General features: G+C 31.4%; 19 protein-coding genes. 4 read left to right on the top strand and 15 right to left on the bottom strand.

Annotated elements, in window-relative coordinates; genetic code table 11:
• Positions 1 to 3: 3 nt before the first annotated feature.
• Entirely contained in the window at positions 4 to 987 is a 984-nt protein-coding gene (locus ACVCZW_RS05070; RefSeq protein WP_452231818.1) for a T9SS type A sorting domain-containing protein, read from the bottom strand.
• A 338-nt stretch (positions 988 to 1,325) separates the two neighbouring features.
• Here ACVCZW_RS05070 and ACVCZW_RS05065 point away from each other — a divergent pair, with 338 nt between their 5' ends.
• The gene (locus ACVCZW_RS05065) at positions 1,326 to 1,835 is read left to right on the top strand and encodes a nuclear transport factor 2 family protein (protein WP_452231817.1); all 510 of its coding nucleotides are present in this window, start codon (positions 1,326 to 1,328) and stop codon (positions 1,833 to 1,835) included.
• A 12-nt stretch (positions 1,836 to 1,847) separates the two neighbouring features.
• Here the strand turns inward: ACVCZW_RS05065 and ACVCZW_RS05060 are convergent, their stop codons facing one another.
• From ACVCZW_RS05060 to ACVCZW_RS05020, 9 genes are all read right to left on the bottom strand, one after another.
• Positions 1,848 to 2,585, bottom strand: a complete 738-nt coding sequence (locus ACVCZW_RS05060; RefSeq protein WP_452231816.1) for a T9SS type A sorting domain-containing protein — start codon at positions 2,583 to 2,585, stop codon at positions 1,848 to 1,850.
• 49 nt (positions 2,586 to 2,634) lie between these two features.
• Positions 2,635 to 4,041: a M20/M25/M40 family metallo-hydrolase gene (locus ACVCZW_RS05055; protein WP_452231815.1), complete on the bottom strand. Its 1,407-nt coding sequence runs from the start codon at positions 4,039 to 4,041 to the stop codon at positions 2,635 to 2,637.
• A 109-nt stretch (positions 4,042 to 4,150) separates the two neighbouring features.
• Entirely contained in the window at positions 4,151 to 4,564 is a 414-nt protein-coding gene (locus ACVCZW_RS05050; protein ID WP_452231814.1) for a hypothetical protein, read from the bottom strand.
• A 32-nt stretch (positions 4,565 to 4,596) separates the two neighbouring features.
• On the bottom strand, positions 4,597 to 5,415 hold the full coding sequence (locus ACVCZW_RS05045; protein WP_452231813.1) for an alpha/beta hydrolase: 819 nt from the start codon (positions 5,413 to 5,415) through the stop codon (positions 4,597 to 4,599).
• A 58-nt stretch (positions 5,416 to 5,473) separates the two neighbouring features.
• Positions 5,474 to 5,839, bottom strand: a complete 366-nt coding sequence (locus tag ACVCZW_RS05040) for a DUF2200 domain-containing protein (RefSeq protein ID WP_452231812.1) — start codon at positions 5,837 to 5,839, stop codon at positions 5,474 to 5,476.
• 95 nt (positions 5,840 to 5,934) lie between these two features.
• Positions 5,935 to 6,855: a hypothetical protein gene (locus ACVCZW_RS05035; protein ID WP_452231811.1), complete on the bottom strand. Its 921-nt coding sequence runs from the start codon at positions 6,853 to 6,855 to the stop codon at positions 5,935 to 5,937.
• A 156-nt stretch (positions 6,856 to 7,011) separates the two neighbouring features.
• On the bottom strand, positions 7,012 to 7,227 hold the full coding sequence (locus ACVCZW_RS05030) for a helix-turn-helix domain-containing protein (RefSeq protein WP_452228900.1): 216 nt from the start codon (positions 7,225 to 7,227) through the stop codon (positions 7,012 to 7,014).
• Positions 7,228 to 7,230: 3 nt separating this feature from the next.
• Entirely contained in the window at positions 7,231 to 7,767 is a 537-nt protein-coding gene (locus ACVCZW_RS05025) for a DUF2975 domain-containing protein (RefSeq protein ID WP_452231810.1), read from the bottom strand.
• A 184-nt stretch (positions 7,768 to 7,951) separates the two neighbouring features.
• Complete coding sequence (locus ACVCZW_RS05020) at positions 7,952 to 8,830, bottom strand: PPK2 family polyphosphate kinase (protein ID WP_452231809.1); 879 nt, start codon at positions 8,828 to 8,830, stop codon at positions 7,952 to 7,954.
• A gap of 152 nt (positions 8,831 to 8,982) precedes the next feature.
• On the opposite strand from ACVCZW_RS05020, the gene ACVCZW_RS05015 reads away from it, so the two are divergent.
• The 3 genes from ACVCZW_RS05015 (at position 8,983) to ACVCZW_RS05005 (ending at position 11,842) form a co-directional block, all read left to right on the top strand.
• Complete coding sequence (locus ACVCZW_RS05015; protein WP_452231808.1) at positions 8,983 to 10,197, top strand: hypothetical protein; 1,215 nt, start codon at positions 8,983 to 8,985, stop codon at positions 10,195 to 10,197.
• 124 nt (positions 10,198 to 10,321) lie between these two features.
• Positions 10,322 to 10,843, top strand: a complete 522-nt coding sequence (locus ACVCZW_RS05010) for a flavodoxin family protein (RefSeq protein ID WP_452231807.1) — start codon at positions 10,322 to 10,324, stop codon at positions 10,841 to 10,843.
• Positions 10,844 to 11,083: 240 nt separating this feature from the next.
• Positions 11,084 to 11,842 (top strand): hypothetical protein, encoded by a 759-nt coding sequence (locus tag ACVCZW_RS05005; RefSeq protein ID WP_452231806.1) that lies wholly within the window; start codon positions 11,084 to 11,086, stop codon positions 11,840 to 11,842.
• A 239-nt stretch (positions 11,843 to 12,081) separates the two neighbouring features.
• Here the strand turns inward: ACVCZW_RS05005 and ACVCZW_RS05000 are convergent, their stop codons facing one another.
• From ACVCZW_RS05000 to dnaJ, 5 genes are all read right to left on the bottom strand, one after another.
• Positions 12,082 to 13,245, bottom strand: a complete 1,164-nt coding sequence (locus ACVCZW_RS05000; protein ID WP_452228906.1) for a sigma-54-dependent transcriptional regulator — start codon at positions 13,243 to 13,245, stop codon at positions 12,082 to 12,084.
• A gap of 13 nt (positions 13,246 to 13,258) precedes the next feature.
• Positions 13,259 to 14,083 carry a mechanosensitive ion channel family protein gene (locus tag ACVCZW_RS04995; protein ID WP_452228907.1) on the bottom strand — a complete coding sequence of 275 codons (825 nt, stop codon included), beginning with the start codon at positions 14,081 to 14,083 and terminating at the stop codon, positions 13,259 to 13,261.
• Position 14,084: 1 nt separating this feature from the next.
• Positions 14,085 to 15,395 (bottom strand): ABC transporter permease, encoded by a 1,311-nt coding sequence (locus ACVCZW_RS04990; protein ID WP_452228908.1) that lies wholly within the window; start codon positions 15,393 to 15,395, stop codon positions 14,085 to 14,087.
• A 3-nt stretch (positions 15,396 to 15,398) separates the two neighbouring features.
• Positions 15,399 to 16,325 (bottom strand): ABC transporter ATP-binding protein, encoded by a 927-nt coding sequence (locus tag ACVCZW_RS04985; protein WP_452228909.1) that lies wholly within the window; start codon positions 16,323 to 16,325, stop codon positions 15,399 to 15,401.
• Between the two features lie 374 nt (positions 16,326 to 16,699).
• A complete protein-coding gene (gene dnaJ / locus ACVCZW_RS04980) occupies positions 16,700 to 17,827 on the bottom strand; it encodes a molecular chaperone DnaJ (RefSeq protein WP_452228910.1) in 1,128 nt (375 codons plus the stop codon).
• Positions 17,828 to 17,892: the final 65 nt, after the last annotated feature.

Here is a 17,892-nt window from a genome sequence, read left to right as displayed (position 1 = left end):
GTATTACTTTTTAATAAACTTTTTAGTAAACACTGCGCTATCTGTTTCTACTTTTACAAGGTACATTCCGCCTTGCAAAACACCAACATCGATAGCTGTTGTATTATTTGTTGTACTTAGAACTTGTCGTCCATTAATATCATAAATACCAATAGTTTTAATAGGGTTTGGTGTTTTTAAATTTATATTTAAAACAGAATGCACCGGATTAGGAACAACGGATATCTCATTATATGCATTTTCGTTAATCCCTAATAAAGTGACTAAATATGCTTCATTAATAGTAGTAGTTTCGTCCACACTTGCAATTGGAATTACAATATGCACCGTATTAGATCTAAAAACTAAATTACCATTACCATTATCATAATAATAGTAAGACGTTTGTGTCGCGGTACCTGCGTTAGGTAAAAAAGGAGGAAGACCTAAATTAACTGTTTGAACTACTTTTAATCTAGTAACCGTCGAGCTATAAGCTCCAACACCAACATCATTCATGTTAAGCGTTCCATAAGCATCTACTGTCTTTACAATGTCACCAGTAAATTCGCCAGAAATATCTGGATTAGTGAAAGTACCTTCAACAAGATCGGTGTTATTGTAACCAAAACTTAATGGAAATGTACCAATAAGCGCATTATCGTCATTATAATTTAATTCTAAGTCGGGCGTTATTGCTCCGGTAATAAAAAGTTCACCAGCCACACTTTTAAATAAAATATCGTTATCACCTGAAGAAAACACATTTGTTGTTCCAGGAAACGTATTTGTTTGATCCGTGGTTGGTCCAGCATAGGTATCTGTAGAGTTACCCGCATCAGTTAAGCTTGTAAAATTCCAAGTAGCGCTTGCTCCCATTGGGCTTTGATCTACTGCACCATCTACAATAGCATAATTAGACATGTGCACACTATTAAAGGTTGCAATGCTTTGGGAAAAAGTGAAGCTAGTAGCGAAACAAGCCAGATAAAGTAATTTTTTTTTCATTTTTTTAATATTGATTAATAGTACTCTAAAAGTACAAAAAGGAAACAGACAACCTAAAATATTAGTATAAAGAGCGACTATAAACGATTAACTGCTTAATTGTATTCGGAAATAATTTACGAAACCGAAAGATTTTTTAAGTAAAATATGGAAACCTTTTACTTCAACAAACCTCGGTACTAACAATTAATTCGCTAAAAATCAAGGTTTAACATCTTTTATTTGGTATCTTTATAAAACTCCTAATCGAAATAAGCATACATTGCCTCACATGTACTATCATTAACAATCTTCCTATTTCTTTATGGAAACGGTTTATTCATTTAAATTTTAGTTTCATGAAAAAAGGTATTATAATAGGATTCGTATTACTACTAATAGTTTCCTGTAACAAACAGCGATACACGCAAAACTCTCCAGAAATTGACATTGTTAAAGCGGTTATAAATAATTATGACTACCAGAAATGGGATAGCTTAACGATGAAATATGCCGACACCGCGAAAGTATATTACAACACAAGAGATCAATTTTTTACTGCAAAAAGTTTACCGGAATATCATAAAAGGAATGATTCCAGTTTTTTAACTAGAGCTTTTGAAGAAAACAGAAGAGAGTTTGAAATGGTTACGGATGATAGTGGAAAAAACTGGGTGAATTTTTGGGGAATCTGGGAAGGCAATCTTTTAGAGAACAATAAAAAAATTGAAATGCCGGTTCATATTACTTATCAATTTATTGATAAAAAAATAGTTCTTGAATATGGATATTGGGATGCCAGCCAACTAGTATTAGCCCTTCAGCGCTTGGAAGACATGAAGAAAACAGATACTATTTTTATTCAATAATAAAAAACGGGATTAATTTTTAATTATTCTTTTAGTTTCTATTTCGCCATTTTCAGTTTCAAAAACAAAAAAGTATATTCCGGATTCTAGATTGCTCACATTTAAATTAGTAGTAGTACTAGAAGCAATTTTATGGGAAAGCTTCCTTTGCCCTTTCACATTATAAACCGTAAGTTTTAGGTTTAAAAGATCCTTCGTTTTATCTATAGTTAGCGAATGCATAACAGGATTAGGAAACAACTTTATTTTAGAAGCTATATGCTTATTTGTATTTAATAAAGCGCTTCCGTAAATTGCTTGATCCCCATTATTAGTAGTAATAGTTAATGTATAGGTATTATCTATAAGTTGCACTATATTATATGTAAATGCACCGGATTGATTCGCAAAATAAAAATTAGAAAAATAAAGACTTTCAAAACTACTATTTTCTTGCATATCACATACAATCAACGTTTGATATAATTCTGAAAATGTAAAAGTAGATAAAGCATCATCAAAGATTAGATTTCCACTAAGAAGGTTGCATACGTTAGTCTCAAAATCAAAACCTGCAAAGAATGATAATGAAACCGATGCAACTTCGGCATTAGATGGCGGATAATTATTTTGACCATTAACAATTACATTTTGTAAATACCACACATTTTCACCTAACCGCGAATCTTGGCCTTTACTATGTAGTGCAAATAAAAATATAATGATTACTAAAAAATATTTCTTAAAATCACACTTTGGAAAACCTGTCATATGGAACCTTTTTATCTATAAAGGTAGTTTTTTTTGTGGAAAACAAAAACTAATTTTTAATAGCACTTTGTTTTGGTAACGGATTAGTTCCATATTTATCAAACAGATACACTAAAGAAGTCATGGTTGCTGCACCAAGTTCTAGTTCGCGTTTATTAACGGCATCGAAGGTATCATTTGCCGCATGATGATGATCAAAGTAACGTTGTGAATCTGGACGTAATCCTGCTAATACATTACTATCATTTTTTAAAGGACCAACATCTGCACCACTTCCACCTTTTTCAAAATAATGAATAAGGTATGGTTTAAACAAAGGTTTCCAACTTAATACTTGGTCAAAATTAGCATCGCTACAATCAAAACTAAATCCTCTTGGTGTAAATCCGCCAGAATCACTTTCTAAAGCAAACACATGGTTTTCTCCTTTTCGCTTTGCTTCTTCTGCATATTTATTTCCGCCACGCAATCCGTTTTCTTCATTCATAAATAAAACGACACGAATACTTCTTTTAGGTTTAATACCTGATGCTTTTAAAAGTCTTAAAACATCCATTGACTGTACCACTCCTGCTCCATCATCATGCGATCCATCTCCCAAATCCCAAGAATCTAAATGCCCTCCAACTACAAAATATTCTTTAGGAAACTCACTTCCTGTAATTTCACCAATGACATTATACGATAGTACATCTCTAAATTGCGAACAGCTTTGTTTAAAATAAAATTCTAAGTCTTTATCTAATTTTAATGCGGTACTTAAAAGCTCTGCATCATTAGTACTTATTGCAGCTGCAGGAATACGTTTTTCTAAAGGAAGATCGTCATAAGTCATACTTCCTGTGTGTGGAAAATCGTCTAAACGTAAATTCATAGAACGAACAATGACACCAACAGCACCAAACTTCTCTGCTTCTACTGCGCCACTATACCGTTGATTTACACAACCACCATAGGCATTGAAAGTACTAATTAAATCTTCTTGCATTGGCCTGTTAAAGAATATAATTTTTCCTTTTATTACTGCTTCACCAAGTCCCTGTAATTCTTCAAAATTTTGTACTTCAATGATTTTTGCTTTTAAACCTAAAGGGTTTGTGGCTACAGAGCCACCAAGCGCACAAATATTAACACTGGTTGTCGTTTTCTTTTGCGAAGACTCTATATATGCATATTCTTTTGCTCCACGAACCCATTTTGGAACCATTACTTCTTGCAACCAAACTTTATCTAAGCCTAGCTTTTCTAATTCTTCTTTCCCCCATTTTACAGCAAATTCTGCTTGTATAGATCCTGATAAACGTCCTCCTATTTGGTTAGACAAATAATCTAGCCATTCGTAACTTTTACCATTAGTTAAGGATTGTTTATATATTTCTTTAAGGATTTCTTCGTCGGTTTGCGAATAAGTTGTTATAGAACTTAATGCGAAAAGAAATAGAAGGATTTTTTTCATGTGTAATTATTTTAGGGATGCTAATATTAAGTTTTAAAGATACTTCTTCTAGAAAAAAGGAATCCTTAAATAAAATATAAAAAGTAATTTTATTTAGTATGGCTCTATTTTAAAAGTCGGTTCTATTGGTAATATTTTCATCAAACTTTGCTTTTAGCCCTTCTATTTTGGAAAGATTTAATTCTCCATTTAAATCAAACACTTTGTTGCTGTACAAAAACTTTACATGATTTTTCAATAAATTATAACCAGAAACTTCTACTACAATATCTTCTTTAAGAAATTTATAGATGGTATAATCTTGTTTTCCTTGTTTTGCACCAAACTCAATTCGTATAAAAATCAGTTCTTCTCCAGTTTCCTTATCCAGCAGAGTCACCCATTCTGCGGGTCCTTTTTCACAATTAAACACATGTACCTCTTCAATTAGCGCTTTACCTTTTTTAAGTTTTACTTTTTGAGCATGCATCATGGATGTCGTTGCTAACAGTAAGAATAGCACAATCTTTAATTTGTTTTTCATTTCGTATCTTTTTTTTATTATATAATATTAAACTAGTTATTTTCACTCATTATCCAAGTTAATGCTTGTTCTTTTTTAGCTCTAAAAATGGTACTGTGTTTTTCATTCGGTGCATCTTCATATTTCCAAATTAATGTGCTAGGCGCATTATTTTGCAAGGTTTTAGCAAGATTATTGGTATGTATGGAAATATCTTCTACTCCCGATCCAGCAAACCAAAGTTTCTTTTTTTTATTCGGAAAAGCATTTAAGTATGTTGAAGCATTTTGTTCTAGATAATGATTATTCCACCAAAGCGAAGGATCCATTGCAATATAGAAATCGAATGCATTTGGCTGAACGAGGAAAGTTTCCATAACAAAAAGGCCCGCTAGAGATTCGCCAATAATACCTTTTTGAGATGTTGTTCTGTATTTACTGTTTATCTGAAGCATTAATTCTTCGGTTATAAATGCTCTAAAGTTTTTTGCGCCATCGGTTAACGGACAAAATTGTGCATCATATTCCGTTTCCGAAAAACCTGTGAGGTCTCTTCCTCTTTCTGTATTTTCAATTCCGACAAGAATTACCGGCGGTATATTTTTGCTTTCCACTAACTTAGCAATGGAATTCGCTATATGCGGAAAATCCTCTTTTATTCCGCCATCAGGCATATATAACACAGGAAAAGAATCGGTACCATTTTTATAATTTGGTGGAACCCACACATTAATTACGCGCGTTTCATTTACAAATTTGGACTTTATAGTAAAGTTATCATGATTTGGAATAACGTCATGAATGGTTGTGGTTTGCCAACAACTAGAAGTTAGTAAAGCCACCAAAAGCAGAAAGTAAATAGATTTATTCATCGTTTGTTTGTTAGTATTCCTTTTAAAGTACAATTAATTTAACTGTTCATTAATCAATTTATGCAATGCGCAATATCTTTTCCATTTTACGTCCTCTTGCCAATTCCTCTACTAGTTTATCCAAATATCGGACTTCTTTGGTTAGCTGATTTTCTATTTCTTCAATTCTATACCCACAAATCACCCCTTTAATTAGTTGGGCATTTGGGTTTAATTTTGCACTTTTAAAAAATATTTCAAAAGTCACTTTTTCAGCTATTAGTTCTTCTAGTTCTTGTTCATCATAACCCGTTAACCAATGAATAACTTGATGTAATTCGTCTTTACTTCTACCTTTTTTCTCCACTTTGGTAATGTAATGCGGATACACGGAAGCGAATGTCATTTTTGCAATACGTGCATCATGGTGGCTTGTTGTGGACATCGTTTATTTTATTTTTTGATTCTTATGGTTTTCAAAGTGCTTTCCGTTTTACCGGTATTTAGAATAGCAACTTTCCTTTTCATTCTTGCTTTGCTTTATTCCATTTTTATAGCCGTAGAATAAATTTTACTTAAGCCATTTTGATTTCCTTGAATATAGCTTTTAAAATCTAAAACATCCTTAAACTTTCTAGATTCCAGATTTCTTCTTTTACTGGTAAAATATAAGATTCCGTTTTCCGCATCATAAAAAGGACAGTATTCCATATACTTTGTATTAATAGGAGTCCCCATATTTTTTGCTTTTTCCCATTTTCCATTTGCATCTTTTCTAGAAATGTACAAATCCCCACTTCCTTGTCCGCCTTCTTCCTTATACTTTGTATATATTATAAATTCTTCTTCTCTAGAGATAAAAGCATTAAACTCATAACCACTACTGTTTATGTTTTCATTCAAAAGAATTGGTGCTTCATAGCCATCGCCATTCCATTTAGAAAAATAAATATCATCTTTTCCTAATCCATTAGGAGATTCCATCGTAAAATACAAATTATTATTTTTACTCACGGAAGGATAAAACTCATTAAAACCGGAATTAATTGGCTTTCCTATATTTTTAGGTGCCGACCACTTGTCTTTAGTATTATTTCTATCCACATACCAAATATCGAAATCTTTCTTTTCATTAGAAGTATGGTCTAAAGGTCTATCTGAAACAAAAAATAGTCGATTTCCTTTGGGAGACAAAAAAGGTTCTAAATACATAAAGGAATCATTAAAAGACACTAATTCTGGTTCCGACCATTCCTTTTTCTCTTTTTTGACGACTACTATTTGTGAAATTTGTACATCTGGACTTTGTATGGTAAAAAAAGCTTCCTTACCAGTATTAGAAATACAAAAATCGCGTACGTTATAAAATTCACCTAATTTTTTATCAAACGGAATAATCGCATTATCCTTTTGGCCAAATACCACAGTAGAACTTAAAACTAATACTATTATCCATCTCATTTATATCTTATTATTTTTCTAAATTTACTCTATTCAAATAACCTTTAAAATTCGTGCTAATAAATACTTTAAAACCCAGCTTATTTATGTAAAAAGCTTTTGTGACATCTTTATCAAGCATTGGTAATTTTGGAATGATAGTAGTTAGCATAATTTTTAAGATTCTTGATCTTTTTTATGTTCTAGAATATCTGCTGGCTGACAATCTAATGCTTCACAAACCGCATTTAAAGTACTAAACCGAATTGCTTTTACTTTTCCCGTTTTTAGTTTAGACAAGTTTGCTAAGGAGATATTTACGATTTCAGATAATTCGTTAAGTGACATTTTACGTTTTGCCATCATCACATCCATATTTACAATAATTGCCATATGTTATACTGTTTCTTCTAGTTCTTCTTGATTTGCTACTCCTTTTGAAAAAATAATAGCAATCACATAAATTACAGCTGCCATTAAAATAAAGGCTTGACTGTCTGCCCAAAACTGGTTTAGCATATCGATATTATAACCACGATGTTGCAAATTTTTAGCAACCTGCCTTGCTAAATAACTTAATAAGCCTATGGAAAATGTATAGTAACTAATTTGAGTAATTTGTTTAGAAACAAAACTATTGAACGGCTTAGATAAATCAATTTTGGTTACGAGTACAATTAGTAAATAGAATAGATATGCTTTAAGAATCGAGATGATTAGGATAAAACTATACATACTATAAAAAGCTCTTTTACTGCTTGCGTACATTTCGCTTAAGTCTAATTTCTGATATAGTTTTGAAACGAATTCCGGGTTATACAGACTAAAAATAAAGTTGACTACCAAGCCTCCTGCTTCAATACACAGACCAACAAAGATGACCCAAGCAACAATTTTTAAACCTTTAAATACGACGTTATTTGTTTCTGACATGATTAGAATAGCTATAAATATATTACAAATATAGATAAATATTTATTGATAAACGATAAATATTTTATTTTTAATGATATATTTAAAAAACAACAAAGGGCAACAAATTATTTTCATCAACTCATTACCCTAAAAAAAAGCACATAATTCTTCCTCTCAAAAAAAGGATGAAATCCATAGAAAACTATTCCTTATTCAACTGCTCCTTATACCATTCAATATTTGCCTTCACATCATCATCCAATTCTGGTTCTTTAATATCCGTATATTCTTTTAATGTATCATACATTATTTTTGCGACTATCAGTCTTGCTGTGGGTTTATCATCTGCTGGAATATTAAACCAAGGCGCATGTGGTTTTGATGTTCTATTTAAAGCATCTTGATAACATTCTTGGTATGCTCCCCAAAGTTTACGCTCTTTTAAATCACCTGGAGAGAATTTCCAGTTTTTAGATGGTTTATCTAAACGACGCAGTAAACGGTTTTTCTGTTCCTCTAAAGATAAGTTTAAAAAGAATTTAAAAATAATAGTTCCAGTTTCTGCAATGTGCTTTTCAAAATTATTTATTTGTTGAAAACGTGCATTCCAAAAAGCCTCATCTATATCTTTTACGGAATTTATATGCGGCAAATGCTCTCCCATAATATAACCAGGATGCACTCTGGTTACTAATACGTTTTCATAATGCGTTCTATTAAACACACCAAACTTACCGCGAGCAGGAAGTGCAATATAATGTCTCCAGATAAAATCATGTTTTAATTCTAATTCTGTTGGTACTTTAAAACTATGAACCACCACTCCTCTTGCATTAAAATCTTTAAATACTTCACGAATTAAACTGTCTTTTCCGGCAGTATCCATTCCTTGTAAGCAAACCAAAACGGCATATTTACCATGTGCATAAAGCGTGTCTTGTAGTTCACCTAGTTTTCGTCTTACTTTTCTTAACTCGTCTTTTACATCGTCTTCTTCTGCTTCTAAATTAAAGGTTGTAGTTAGTTTAGAAATTTCTATTTGAGATTGTATTTTAAAGTCGTTTATTTTAATGTCTTTCAATTTCCAAGGCTTTTATAAGTTCTGTTTAAAGATATTAATATTTTTGGTTAATAGAAATTCTATTAATAAATAGCTGCTATTAATTTGCCTAAACTTTTCTAGTCGAGCTCATTATAAATATTGTAATTTTATCGTCTCACTAATTCATCTTCATGAAATCTTTTCACCTATTCATATTTACACTAGTACTATTTCCTTTTATAACTTTTTCGCAACAAGTAGATTCGATACCTACGACTATAAAAAATGGAATTACAAAACCGAGCATTGTGTCTTCCCATCCTTTTGGTCTCTTTTTTTCAAGACTACAAGGAAATTTTAAAACACATGCTACTAAAAATAGTGTTGTTAATATTAGCTTAGAAAGTGCAAATGTTTGGGGACCTCCAGTAACCACATACATTCCAAATGATGAAGCGACAAGAAATGAAGCTAGAAAATACGATTGGGATTTGGCTCAATATCATTTTGATGTAGAAGATTTAGATGCCGAAACTTTTCAATTACAAATAGATGGCGTTATAAAAAGCATTAAAGCAAATGTTGCTTTTAATTTAAGTGACAACAAAGAATTAGTAGTTGCCTTACGAGTTGCCATGCTAACGAATGGAGAATATCCCCTTTCTTTTTTTACTAGTGATAAATTTATTGAAGATTTTCACAGTAAAATTGCAGGAGGAGAAGATCCTTTTGACAGAAAGGTTTTTAAATTAAATGACGCCGGAATTAAATATACAGACAGAAATGGCAACACTGCAGAACTTGAAAAAAATGATGTTTTTTTAAGCGGAATAGAAACTACTTATTATTATTATCCGGAATGGTTGATAAATAAAAACAAAAGTTTCTTTATGAATTTGGGTTCTCACCTTGGTACAAATCTATCCAAATATAATACGTCTATAGATTTAGGTGTTTCTGTTAATGCCGTTAAAAAGATTGCATTTAAAAACGAAAACTACGCACAAATAGGTGCTAGTTTAGGTTCCCTAAGAAAGAATGCCATTAATTTAAAAAAAGACAATGTACAATTTGGAACCAATAATTATGTAGCCTTTTTAGAAAGTGCTTTAGAGTATAATTTTATATCTAAAAAGGGATCGACACATTCTATAGGTTTAGATTTTTACATACAAACTAGCTTAAATAAAAAGAAGGAGCTAGATTATATAATACCTATTCGCCATCCAGATGCGCATGATGCTTGGGGAACTGGTACTACCAATTTATATAAAAACAATAATTATTGGACTTTACTATATTCTTTTACAAGAAAGGTTACCACCACTATTTATCTACAACAAGATCTTACGGTAAACAACAATCCAGATATACAAACTGGTGTTAGCGTTAGTTTCAAAATATAAGGCCACCTCATTTTTCCTTTTTAAAATACATCCATATTTTCTATTTGACCATTAATTGTTTCTATTAGAAATTGGCATTTTAGTCTTATCAAAGTCATTACTTAGCTTCATAAACTTAATGAATATGAATAAAGCAGTAATACTGCAAGGAAGCGCAAGAAGTTTTGGCGACACCTATAAAATAGTGAATCATCTTGCCTCCAAATGCAACTATGCGGTTATAGATTTAAACACCAAAGTTATTAGCCAATATGATTATAAGTATAAAAATGCGGGTGACGATTTTATGGATGTCATAACAGAAGTTATTACAAATTATGACACTATTATTTTTGCTACTCCGGTTTATTGGTATACTATGAGTGGTATAATGAAAGCTTTTTTTGATCGTATTTCGGATGTTATTAGAACAGAAAAAGATTTAGGCAGACAACTACGAGGTAAACATATGGCAATGATAAGTACTAGTAATAGTCCGGATTTAGTAAAAGGTTTTAATATGCCTTTTGTAGAATCTGCAAACTATTTAGGAATGCATTATTTAGGAGACATTCATACTTGGGTTGCTGATGATCATATTCCTAATGAGGTAAAAAATAGTATTAATACCTTTGATGAAAAACTAAAAAAGACACTAAATAATTAGTGTCTTTTTTTATATGTTAAAGTGATTTTATGACCCGTACTATTTGCTGTTTTTCATGGTTCCAGTTTATTAAAAGATATAATGTAATTAATTTTACGCATCTCTTTCTAAATCTTCAATATGTAATAAATATTAGAAGCTCCTTTTAAAAACAAAACAAACACCGATTAAAAGTTGCTTTATCACGTTTAATTGTAAAGTTTGATTATTTTTACTCCCGTAACTTAAATGATCCTACTTATGAAAAAACAATACCTACTCTTTCTTCTACCTATTATCTTTTTAAATACTATTACCGCTAAAATTTCTAAATCAGGAAACGGAGATACAAATCTAGGAATTGTTACTAAAAATATAGATGCTGGAATTAAAGCTTATAATATAATAGACTTAAAGTATCATGCGGATCTATCCAAACAAGCTATTGAAAGTGTCATAGAAGCTCTAGAAGCTACAGACTGCACTAGTGCTTTAGACTTATCCATAAGTATTTCTACGTATTTAGATACTGCTTTATTAGCTGATGACTTGGCTTCTGGAAGAACTTATTTGTATATGGCTGAAGAATTAATTGTTAAAACATTTTATGAATATGAACTTTGTAATACGCTAACAAAGGAGAACAATGAATTGACACAAAACAGTAACAATCAGCTATCCGACTTAGAGCAACAACAAGCGAAATTAAAACAGCAACAAGCGGAATTAGAACAACAAGCAAATGAAATAAAAAGAAAACTTGCAGAACAACAAGTTAAAAAATCTTTATTAGAAAAAGAACAATTTATAACATTGCAAGACAAAACAATAGTAGAAAACATTAAAAACTATAACGATTTATTAAAAACGTGTGATTGCAATACTACAGTTAATAATAGCACTGAAAATAAAATAACATTATCCTCCAAAACGATAGAAGAACTTAAAGCATATTATTTAAATAAAATAATACGTATTACCGAAAATCATCTTCAACTTTTAAATACTTGTAAAAAGTAAAAACCTCAATATAATATTGAGGTTTTTATATAATCTATATAAATTATACTTCCAAAAAAGGACTCTAGACGTATCCTTGTAGATAAAAAAGGGAACAATACCACGTTATTTTTACAATAAAAAATGTACTATAACATGACGTATTTCTTAATCCATGTTAAAATTCTTCCGTTTAGAATATGCAATAATTCACTATACCATGTAATATTTTTGAATTGTTTGCTTTTAATAATTTAGAGCTACTTACTCGCAAACATTTTCACATCTTGTTCGCTTACTTCTTTTTCACCAAGAATAATTAAACGTTCTACAACATTACGTAGTTCTCGTATGTTTCCGGTCCAATCGTATTCTTGCAATAATTTTATCGCTTTCGCCGAAAAATTCTTTTTTGCTGTGCCTTGCTCGTCTGCAATTTTTTTAGAAAAATATTCAATCAGTAACGGAATATCATCTCGTCTATCATTTAACGAAGGAACTTTTATAAGAATTACTGCTAGTCTGTGGTAAAGATCTTCACGAAATCTACCTTCTTCTATTTCTTTTTTTAAGTCTTTATTGGTTGCTGCTACTACTCTAACATTTACTTTAATGTCTTTATCACTACCAACACGTTGTATTCTACTTTCTTGCAATGCACGAAGCACTTTTGCTTGTGCAGAAAGACTCATATCACCTATCTCATCTAAAAATATAGTTCCCGAATTTGCTGCCTCAAATTTCCCTGCTCTATCTTTATTTGCACTTGTAAAAGCTCCTTTTACATGTCCAAAAAGTTCACTTTCTATAAGTTCGCTTGGTATTGCCGCACAGTTTACTTCTATCATAGGTCCTTTAGAACGTGCACTTTTTTGATGTAACCAATGCGCTACTAATTCTTTTCCCGTTCCGTTAGGACCAGTAATTAAAACACGCGCATCTGTTTGTGCTACCTTTTCAATAATTTCTTTTATATGCGAAATGGCTTCACTTTTACCAATCATTTCGTAGTTCTTGCTTACTTTCTTTTTAAGCATTTTGTTTTCTACAACAAGCTCTTTTCTATCTAAAGCAATACGAACGGTATTTAATAACCGATTTAAATCTGGCGGTTTTGAAATATAATCAAAAGCACCAAGACGCATGGTATTTACAGCGGTATCTAAATCGCCATGACCAGAAATCATCACCATTGTGGTTTCTGGTTTTAATTTTTTAACCGCTTCTAATACTTCTACACCATCCATTTTTGGCATTTTTATATCACAAAGCACTAAGTCATAATCTTCTTTCCTAATTTTTTCGATTCCAACTAAACCGTCTTCTGCTTCTTCTACTTCATACGTATCGTTTTCTTCGGAAAGTATTTTTACCAATACTCTTCGGATTGCTGCTTCATCTTCGATTACTAATATTTTCGGCATCTTTATCTCTTTTTTATTTCTGAATAATATGAATATCTCTTTGTGGAAAAGGTATACTTATGTTGTTTTCTCTAAATAATCTATCTATTTCAAAACGAATATCACTTTTTGGTATTCTTGCATTAAAACTATCGTTGATAGTAAACGCTATTCTAAAATTTAGAGAACTATCTCCAAAATCTGTAAATAACACAGCTGGCCCTGGATATTTTAAAACATCTTTATGACCTTTAGCTGCTTCAATAAGTAATTTTTTCACTAATTGCACATCACTACCATACGCCACACCAACATCTACACTCTCACGTGTTGTGGTTCCGTTTTGCGTCCAATTATACAAACTATTGGTTAAATATAAATGATTTGGTATGACTAGTACTTTATTATCGATAGTAACAGCTCTTGTGGTACGTAATTTAATTTCTTCTACGCGCCCTATTTTCCCATCTAATTCAATAATATCACCAACATGAACAGATTGATCTACCAAAATAAAAACACCGGAAATTATATCCTGAAAAAGCGTTTGTAATGCTAAACCAATACCAATTAATAATGCTGCAGATGCTGCAAAAATCCCTGTAACATTAACACCAACGGTATGTAAAGTCACCAAAACAATAATGACATAACTAAACCAAGTTGCATAAGAAAAAACAGCTTTGAATTTTAATTTATCATCTTGAGGTAATTTTCTACTTATTAACTTTCTAAGAAGCCTTAAAAATACGGTTGCAAATAATATGACTAAAAGTAAAATTAAAATATTTTGCACACTAATCTCTACATCTTTAGAGATTTGAATAGATTTAGATAGTATGTTTTTTATCTCTTTCATATTAATATTTAATCCACTTCATAAGTTCCTTATAACTCGGCTTTTTACCATACATTAAAATACCAACTCTGTATATTTTCGCTGCAAACCATACGGTTAACATAAAGGTACCAACTAATATTAAAAAAGAAAGTGCTTGTTGCCAAATGGGTACACCAAAAGGAATACGCATTAACATAACTACTGGAGAGGTAAACGGTATAAACGAAAATATAGTAGAAACAGTACCATGAGGATCTTCAATTACTGTAAATATACCAATATATACGGCTAAAACTAAAGGCATTATAATAGGTAACATAAATTGTTGCGTATCCGTTTCGTTATCTACTGCGGCTCCAATTGCGGCATATAAAGAACTGTATAACAAATATCCACCTATAAAAAATAAGATGAATGCTATAATTAGATTTGCGATTGGCAAGTTATAAAAAGCAGTAATTGCATTTTGCATTTCCATAGCTACTTCTGGGTTATCCATAGCTTGTTGCATCATTTCACTCTGTGGTGTTTGCTGCATCAAGTCGATACCAAAAATGGCAGACACTACTGTCATTAAAATACTTCCTATTATAATCCAAATAACAAACTGTGTTATTCCTGCTAAAGAAGTTCCTATAATTTTACCAAGCATTAATTGAATTGGCTTTACGGAAGAGATTATAACTTCTATAATTCTACTTGTTTTTTCTTCAATAATACTTCGCATAATCATGTTACCGTAAATAATAATAAACATGAATAGTAAGTACCCTGCAGCCAAACCAAAACCTAATTTAAAATAACTATCTATTTTGGATGTTTTTTCGCCAATAAAACTTTCTTGAGCAATATTAACTTTGGTTCTTGATGCTGTTAATTTTGCTAAATCGATACCTTGTTCTTGTAATTTAACGTCTCTTAATCTGTTTTCTAATTTGCTTTCTAAACCAGAAATAACAGATAACGAAGGTGTTTCTTTAGAGTAAAACTTAATATGCTTTACTAATGCATCTATACTATCTTGTTTTGGTATATAAAGCAAGCCATAGGTTTCTGCTTCTTCTACAATTATTTTAGCATCATCTAGAGATACATTATCAAGCATATTATATTTTGTATGCTCTGCATTTTGAAAAATATCGGTAACTAATCCAGATTCGTCTAAAACAGAAATAGTTCGTGTTTTATTATTATTTAATTGGGATAAATAACCCACAACAGCAATTAGTGCTATCATAATGATAGGACTTAAAATAGTCATGACAATAAACGATTTGTTTTTAACTTTTGTTAAATACTCGCGTTTTATAATAAGTGGTAAATGGTTCATAAATTAATTATTCTTAACTGCTTGAATAAAAATATCGTTAGCGCTTGGTATGAGTTCTACAAAATGAGAAACCTCTCCTTTAGTGGTTAAATAACTTAATAGATCGTTTGCAGATTCGTTTTCGGAAAGCTTTATATTTAATTTTAACTCATCGTTTAAAGATCTAAAATCAGTAAGCGATGCATCAAACTTTTGCGAAATAGTTTCAGCAAGTGCTACTTTATCTGCTGCGTTTATACCAATCTCAAAGGTATTGGTTTTATACTGTCTTTTTATATCTGTTAATTTTCCATCTAGTATTTTATTAGACTGATGTATTAGCGCAATATGATCACACAACTCTTCTACAGATTCCATTCTATGCGTAGAAAATATAACAGTTGCTCCGTTATCTCTTAAACGTAAAATTTCGTCTTTAATTAAATTCGCGTTTATTGGATCGAATCCTGAAAAAGGCTCGTCGAAAATCAATAATTTAGGTTCGTGTAAAACAGTAACTACAAACTGAATTTTTTGAGCCATTCCTTTAGAAAGCTCTTGAATTTTTTTGTTCCACCAATCACCAATCTCTAAACGATCAAACCAATATTTTAATCTGATTTTAGCTTCACCTTTACTCAAACCTTTTAATTGTGCTAAATACAATACTTGTTCGCCAACTTTCATCGATTTATATAAACCACGTTCTTCTGGTAAATAGCCAATATTTTGCACATGATGTGATTGCAAAGGTTCTCCGTCCAATAAAACATGACCAGAATCTGGCATGGTTATTTGGTTTATTACACGTATTAAGGTTGTTTTCCCTGCTCCGTTTGGTCCTAATAAACCAAAAATACTTCCTTTAGGAACGGAAATAGACACTTTATTTAATGCGGTAAAATCTCCAAAGTTTTTAGAAACTGCGTGTGCTTCTAAGAGGTTTTTCATAATATGTATTTAGAAATACCAAACAAATGTTTTGGTACGATATAAGTGTTGTAAAGATAGAAAATGTTACAAAAGAAATAGCATGCATTAAATTAAAATTAAAGATAGCTACTAACGTATAAACTATTCACCTAATCATAGTACGATTTGTTAAAACAAGAACTATTAAAAAACAAAACCCACCCTTTTACTTAAAGTGAAAGGATGGGAAAAAATTGCTATGAAAAAGAAAAATTACCACTAAAATTAATTAGTGATAAACCAAATATACTATTTTTTGCTAAATAAATGTTAATAGAAATAGATTTGTTACTCTTTATCAAAAAAAAATCCACTTAAAAAGTGGATTTTTTATATATACTATTGCTTTTTTTTTAAGAAAACATATCTTTTACTTTTTCAAAAAAAGATTTATCTGTACTTTCTGGTTTAGGCGAAAAATGTTCGTCTTCTCGCATAGACTCAAAAAATTCTTTTTGTTCTTTGTTTAATGTTTTTGGTGTCCAAACATTTACATGGACTAATAAATCACCTTTACCATACCCATTAATATTTGGTATTCCTTTTCCGCGTAAGCGTAAAATTTTACCAGACTGCACTCCTGCTTCTACTTTAATTCGCACTTTTCCTGTTACCGTATCTATTTCTTTAGAGGTACCAAGAACTGCGTCGGGAAGACTGATATACATATCATAATGTAAATTATCACCTTCACGCTGCAAGGATTCATGATCTTGTTCTTCAATAGCAACTAGCATATCTCCAGCAATTCCATTTCCTGGTGCTTCGTTACCTTTTCCTGTTACTTTAAGCTGCATACCATCTACAACTCCTGCAGGAATTTTAATAGAAACCGTTTCCTCCTTAATGATTAAACCATGCGCATCTGCCTCTGCTGGTTTTTTATCTATAGTTTGTCCTGCTCCGCCACATGTTGTACATGTTGCTGCTGTTTGCATTCTTCCTAAAATAGTATTGGTAATTCTAGTAATTTGTCCAGAACCGTTACAAGTAGAACAGGTTCTGTAGGTAGTACCTTCTGCTTGAACTTTACGTTTTACTTTAATTTTCTTTTCTACGCCATTCGCAATTTCTTCTAGCGTAAGTTTAACGCGAATTCTAAGGTTACTTCCTTTTACTCTGCGTTGTTGACCGCCACCAAAACCACCACCAGAGAAACCACCGCCGCCGCCAAAGCCACCAAAAATATCACCGAACTGACTGAATATGTCATCCATATTCATGCCACCTCCACCACCTCCAAAACCACCAGAGCCATCAAATGCTTGATGTCCAAATTGGTCATAGCGTGCTTTTTTGTCAGCATTACTTAAAATCTCGTAAGCTTCTGCAGCTTCCTTAAATTTAGATTCTGCTTCCGTATCATCTGGATTTTTATCTGGATGAAATTTTAAAGCCATTTTTCTGTAGGCCTTTTTTATTTCTGCAGCTGTTGCGCTTTTACTTATACCTAATATTTCGTAATAATCTCTCTTTGCCATATAATATTTGAGTTTTCAGTTTTCCATACCCGTTTTCATCGATAATACTCTAAGAATACTGTACC

Source organism: Lacinutrix sp. MEBiC02595 (genome assembly GCF_053601555.1).
Note: the sequence above shows the minus strand (reverse complement) of the source record. Positions and strands in the feature narration are given on the sequence as shown.

Bases quoted from the DNA above. Each gene is read 5' to 3' on its own strand.
- ACVCZW_RS04995 (WP_452228907.1), bottom strand. From the start codon at position 14,083: ATGAAAGAGATAAAAAACATACTATCTAAATCTATTCAAATCTCTAAA.
- ACVCZW_RS04990 (WP_452228908.1), bottom strand. From the start codon at position 15,395: ATGAACCATTTACCACTTATTATAAAACGCGAGTATTTAACAAAAGTT.
- ACVCZW_RS05055 (WP_452231815.1), bottom strand. From the start codon at position 4,041: ATGAAAAAAATCCTTCTATTTCTTTTCGCATTAAGTTCTATAACAACT.
- ACVCZW_RS05010 (WP_452231807.1), top strand. From the start codon at position 10,322: ATGAATAAAGCAGTAATACTGCAAGGAAGCGCAAGAAGTTTTGGCGAC.
- ACVCZW_RS05060 (WP_452231816.1), bottom strand. From the start codon at position 2,585: ATGACAGGTTTTCCAAAGTGTGATTTTAAGAAATATTTTTTAGTAATC.
- ACVCZW_RS05015 (WP_452231808.1), top strand. From the start codon at position 8,983: ATGAAATCTTTTCACCTATTCATATTTACACTAGTACTATTTCCTTTT.
- ACVCZW_RS05000 (WP_452228906.1), bottom strand. From the start codon at position 13,245: ATGCCGAAAATATTAGTAATCGAAGATGAAGCAGCAATCCGAAGAGTA.
- ACVCZW_RS05050 (WP_452231814.1), bottom strand. From the start codon at position 4,564: ATGAAAAACAAATTAAAGATTGTGCTATTCTTACTGTTAGCAACGACA.
- dnaJ (WP_452228910.1), bottom strand. From the start codon at position 17,827: ATGGCAAAGAGAGATTATTACGAAATATTAGGTATAAGTAAAAGCGCA.
- ACVCZW_RS05065 (WP_452231817.1), top strand. From the start codon at position 1,326: ATGAAAAAAGGTATTATAATAGGATTCGTATTACTACTAATAGTTTCC.
- ACVCZW_RS05005 (WP_452231806.1), top strand. From the start codon at position 11,084: ATGAAAAAACAATACCTACTCTTTCTTCTACCTATTATCTTTTTAAAT.
- ACVCZW_RS04985 (WP_452228909.1), bottom strand. From the start codon at position 16,325: ATGAAAAACCTCTTAGAAGCACACGCAGTTTCTAAAAACTTTGGAGAT.
- ACVCZW_RS05045 (WP_452231813.1), bottom strand. From the start codon at position 5,415: ATGAATAAATCTATTTACTTTCTGCTTTTGGTGGCTTTACTAACTTCT.
- ACVCZW_RS05035 (WP_452231811.1), bottom strand. From the start codon at position 6,855: ATGAGATGGATAATAGTATTAGTTTTAAGTTCTACTGTGGTATTTGGC.
- ACVCZW_RS05040 (WP_452231812.1), bottom strand. From the start codon at position 5,839: ATGTCCACAACAAGCCACCATGATGCACGTATTGCAAAAATGACATTC.
- ACVCZW_RS05070 (WP_452231818.1), bottom strand. From the start codon at position 987: ATGAAAAAAAAATTACTTTATCTGGCTTGTTTCGCTACTAGCTTCACT.
- ACVCZW_RS05025 (WP_452231810.1), bottom strand. From the start codon at position 7,767: ATGTCAGAAACAAATAACGTCGTATTTAAAGGTTTAAAAATTGTTGCT.
- ACVCZW_RS05030 (WP_452228900.1), bottom strand. From the start codon at position 7,227: ATGGCAATTATTGTAAATATGGATGTGATGATGGCAAAACGTAAAATG.